Here is a 4,212-nt window from a genome sequence, read left to right on the forward strand (position 1 = left end):
GGCAAGCCCCTGCCCGGCAACCGCGACGGCTGTCGGGCCCGGCAGTACTCCGGCGCCGGGGGCGCCATCGGCACCGGGCACGGCTGCGGCGCACACGTCACTCCGGCCCCGACGCGCCGGCCAGGGCTTTCCGGACCTCGGCTGCGGGGAATGGGGTGTGCCTGCTCTCCGTGACGAGTCGACGGGCGAAGTCGTCCATGACGGCGGCGTGCCGGGCATGCCGATCGATGATCGCCGTGATCCCGGGAGGAACGCCGTCGGGGCGGCGGCCCGCGCTCCATTCGCGCAGGAAGGTCCCGAGTTCCGTGCCGCCGCGCACCGCCTCCGGCAGGTGGTGGCGCAGCAGATGCCACGGTGCATAGCAGCGGTCGTACACGAGGTGATCGGCGAGGAAGGCGGCTTCCCGGGCCGAGAGCTCGAAGTGGCGGCTGAGAGCGAGCCCGAAGTCCGCGAAGTACACCCGCCGGCCGTCGGTCAGCAGGTTGGCGAAGTGCGCGTCGAAGTGCACCAGCCCGTGTGAACTCATGAACCCGGTCCCCCGCCGCAGCTCCTCTTCCACCCACAGGTAGGAGGAGTCAGCTCCCGGCTCCCCGCCGGCCACCTCACCCGTGTCGCCGAGCCAGTCCGCGAGTGTCCGGGGCACGTGTTCCAGGAAGAGCACCAGGCTGAGGGAGGACCTGCCAATGGCTTCCAGCCGGTGACGCACGGCGGACGACCCCTCCCAATGCGCGACGGCCCCCTCGATGCCCCCGAACTCGTCAGCGAAGCCGGCAGGAGGCCGGTCCGGCAGAACCCGCCAGTGATACATGAGCGGGAAACCGGCGAACTCACCCCTCAGAACCCACGTCGTGGTCATGAAGTGCGCGGCCAGTTCACGCCAGGCCCCGAACCCCGCCGACCCCACCCCGTACTGGTAGTGGAGAGGGAGGCCGAACAGGTTGGCGGTCGAGCGTACATGCTCCGGCCGCGCCTCGATGTCCGTCAGCGGGATCCGTTTGACGAAGACGGGCAGCCCCGCGACCTCCATCTCCCCGCGTCTGCCACCGATGCCCGAGCCCAGTGCCGCGGCGGCGGCCACGGCATCGCCGAGCCTTCGGTCGCTGAGCAACGAGAGCTGTGCCCCTACGGTCGCACAGGCGGATGAACGCGCGGCGAGTAGTGGCTCGGTCTCATCCATCGGTGGCTCCTGCCTGTCATCGGACCGACCACTGCGGATCATGCCAGGCGCCCCGAACGCGACCTCCGACGTCGTCGCGGGCAGCGGCGGTTGTCAGCGGCCCGGCACTGCCCGGCGGACCGCGTAGCCCAGATACGTCACCACGGGGCTGCCCTCCTGTTCGAGCACCATGTCGACCAGCTCCGGCAGCTGCTCGTCGGTCAGCGTGCCACGCCTGCGCCCGCGCGTCGCGCGCACCAGACCGCGTACGTCGCGCGGCTTGAACGCCGAGACGTCCTTCGGCGACAGTCCTGCCCCGTCGAGGGCCTCGGCGAGCTCGGCCGGACGGCGCAGCCGGTGGGCGGCGTAGCGGCCGCGGGGCATGATCCGGGTGCCCGGGAAGGCCTGGAAGGCGCCGAGGTAGATCAAGCGGGACACAAGGGTGCGGTTCACCGTGTCGTAGACGAAGACCCCGGCAGGACGCAGCACACGCGCCGCCTGCGCCAAGACTTCCTTCGGCCGTTCGGTGATCTCGAGGGTGTCGGCACAGTACACGAGGTCGAACGTGCCGTCCGGCAGGCCGAGTTCCTCCGCCGGTGACGTCAGGTACGTGATGCCGAGCCCGTCGTCCGCATCCCGGGCGAGGGACGTCGCGGCAGGAGACGGGTCGGCGGCGACGACCTCGAAACCCAGCCGGGCGAGGCCCCTGGCGGGAAGGCCGCGTCCGCTGCCGATGACCAGCGCCCGGCTGCCGGCCGCCGTGAGGCTCAGCTCCGAGAGCACGTGCCGCAGATACTCCATTCGTACGGACTGGAAGGTCAGGGCACGGATGTGGCGGCCGTCGACGGCCGCCCGGCCGGCCGAGTCGACTGCGATGCGCGGGGTGGTGGACATGGCACACTCCCTCGACGTTCCGGGGCAAGTTCCCTGAGGGAAACTAGCATTGACGAGTTCCGCGCCCGGGCCGCCCTGATGATGCGTCACGTCCTGCTCGGCATCGGAAGGGCCGGGGCTCCACCCCGCCCTGCCGGCACTGAACGGTGTCACCGTCCGTACGCTCCGGTGTGCCGGAGAGGGAGGTACGCACGGGCGGGGGTGGCTACGAGCGCCCCGAAGCCCTCTCCGGCGTCTGTGCCCCTGGTCCGGCCGCACCTACGCGGTCAGCCCGCCCCCGCGGGCCTGGTCGAGCCGGGCCAGCTCCCCGGCGGTGAGCCGCAGCGCCCCGGCGGCGACGTTCTCGGCCAGGTGGCCGGGGTTGCCGGTGCCGGGGATGGCGAGGACGTGCGGGCCCTGGCGCAGCGTCCAGGCGATGCGGACCTGCGCGGGAGTCGCGCCGTGGGCGCGGGCGACGGAGAGCACCGCGTCGTCGTGCGCGGCCGTCGCACCGCGTTCTCCGGCCTCTCCGGCCACGGCGTAGAAGGGGACGAAGGCGATGCCGTGCTCGCCGCACAGCCGCAGCAGCTCGTCGCCGGCCGGGTCGGGGCGGTCCAGGGCGTACCGGTTCTGGACGGAGACCACCGGGGCGATCCGCAGCGCCTCGGCGAGGTGCCGGGGTTCCACGGCGGAGATCCCGAGGTGCCGGATCAGCCCCGCCGTGCGCAACTCGGCGAGAGCGCCGAAGTGTTCGGCTATGGAGTCCTGGCGCATCCGGCGGAGGTGGACGACGTCGAGGTGGTCCCGTCCGAGCTGGCGCAGGTTCTCCTCGACGTGGCCGCGCAGCTGGTCGGGACGGGCGGAGGTGCCCCACGCGCCGTCGTGGTCGCGGTAGGGGCCGACCTTGGTGGCGATGACCAGTCCGTCGGGGTACGGGGACAGCGCGGTGTTGACGAGTTCGTTGGCGGAACGCAGCGAGGAGAAGTAGAAGGCCGCCGTGTCGATGTGGTTCACCCCGAGATCGACGGCCTTGCGCAGCACGGTCAGCGACCTCTCCCGGTCGCTCGGGACGCCTTGGTGGAAGGCGGCGCTGCCCGTCAGCCGCATGGTGCCCAAACCGACGCGGTGGACGGGCAGGTCACCCAGCCCGAAGGTGCCGGAGGCGTCCGCGGTGATCGTTTCCGTGGTCATCGGCGGAGTCTCGCACACGGCGTCCCCGGCGCACTTCAGCAGTACAGGTCGGCTCCCGGTGTGACCCCGAGGATCCGCGCGAAGCGCTGGTAGGCGGAGACCCGGCTCTGCACCTGCGCGGGATTCCTGCCGTCGCATTCCAGCGAGCCGTTGATGCTGCGGATGGTCTGGCCGAAACCCGCACCGTTCACCATGGCGTTGTGCGGGGTCATGGTGCCGGGCCCGGACTGTGTGTTCCAGTACCACAGGCCGGTCTTCCAGGCGACGGACGCGTTGTTCTGCACCAGGTGGGGATTGTTGAGCAGGTCGATGCCGAGCGCGTCGCCGGCGGCCTTGTAGTTGAAGTTCCAGGACAGCTGGATGGGGCCGCGCCCGTAGTACGCGGCCTGCCCCGCCGGGCAGCCGTAGGGGCGGCTCTGGTCGCAGTAGTGCGGGTAGTTGGCGGTGTTCTGCTCGACGACGTACACCAGTCCGCCGGTCTCGTGGCTGACGTTGGCGAGGAAGGCCGCGGCCTCCTGCTTCCGCACGGTGTCACTGCCGGTGTTCGCGAAGGCGGGGTAGGCGCCGAGCGCGGCGGTCAGACCGCTGTAGCTGTAGAAGGCGTTCCGGTTCGGGAACATCTGGTTGAACTGCGATTCGCTCACCACGAAGCCGGCGGAGGAGGCGGCGGAGGCGGGGGACGCCTGGACGGCCAGGGCGGAGCCGCCGATCGCGAGCGAGGCCAGGAGTGCGGCGATGCGGTGTTTCCTCACGGACCAACTCCTTCGTACGGCACGGCCGCACCCGCCGGAATCGGGAACGGCCGTGGTGGGGGGTTGGACACACTCAACCGCTTTGGTATGTACCAGTCAAGGGTTTAGACCAGTCGATCAGATCGGCCAAGTCGGCGAAGGGCCGGGGCGGTTGCCCGCACTCCCCTCCCCCGCCCGCCGAACGGCAGGCCGGACACGGGTGGGCACCGGCGGAACGGGATCGTCGCGCACGGCCGCCGA

At 71.2% G+C, this 4,212-nt stretch carries 4 protein-coding genes; all 4 read right to left on the reverse strand.

Annotation, left to right across the window (positions count from 1 at the left end; genetic code table 11):
* Positions 1-97: 97 nt before the first annotated feature.
* The 4 genes from H5J33_RS25765 to H5J33_RS25780 all read right to left on the reverse strand — a co-directional run bounded on the left by H5J33_RS25765 (position 98) and on the right by H5J33_RS25780 (position 3,930).
* Positions 98-1,177 carry a protein kinase family protein gene (locus tag H5J33_RS25765; protein WP_181797253.1) on the reverse strand — a complete coding sequence of 360 codons (1,080 nt, stop codon included), beginning with the start codon at positions 1,175-1,177 and terminating at the stop codon, positions 98-100.
* A 93-nt stretch (positions 1,178-1,270) separates the two neighbouring features.
* On the reverse strand, positions 1,271-2,050 hold the full coding sequence (locus H5J33_RS25770; protein WP_181797254.1) for a bifunctional 2-polyprenyl-6-hydroxyphenol methylase/3-demethylubiquinol 3-O-methyltransferase UbiG: 780 nt from the start codon (positions 2,048-2,050) through the stop codon (positions 1,271-1,273).
* A 258-nt stretch (positions 2,051-2,308) separates the two neighbouring features.
* Positions 2,309-3,220, reverse strand: coding sequence for an aldo/keto reductase (locus tag H5J33_RS25775; protein ID WP_181797255.1), 912 nt, complete (start codon positions 3,218-3,220; stop codon positions 2,309-2,311).
* A 35-nt stretch (positions 3,221-3,255) separates the two neighbouring features.
* Complete coding sequence (locus H5J33_RS25780; RefSeq protein ID WP_399552920.1) at positions 3,256-3,930, reverse strand: chitinase; 675 nt, start codon at positions 3,928-3,930, stop codon at positions 3,256-3,258.
* Positions 3,931-4,212: the final 282 nt, after the last annotated feature.

It is taken from the genome of Streptomyces sp. WELS2 (assembly GCF_013870595.1).
In the GTDB taxonomy this organism is placed as follows: domain Bacteria; phylum Actinomycetota; class Actinomycetes; order Streptomycetales; family Streptomycetaceae; genus Streptomyces.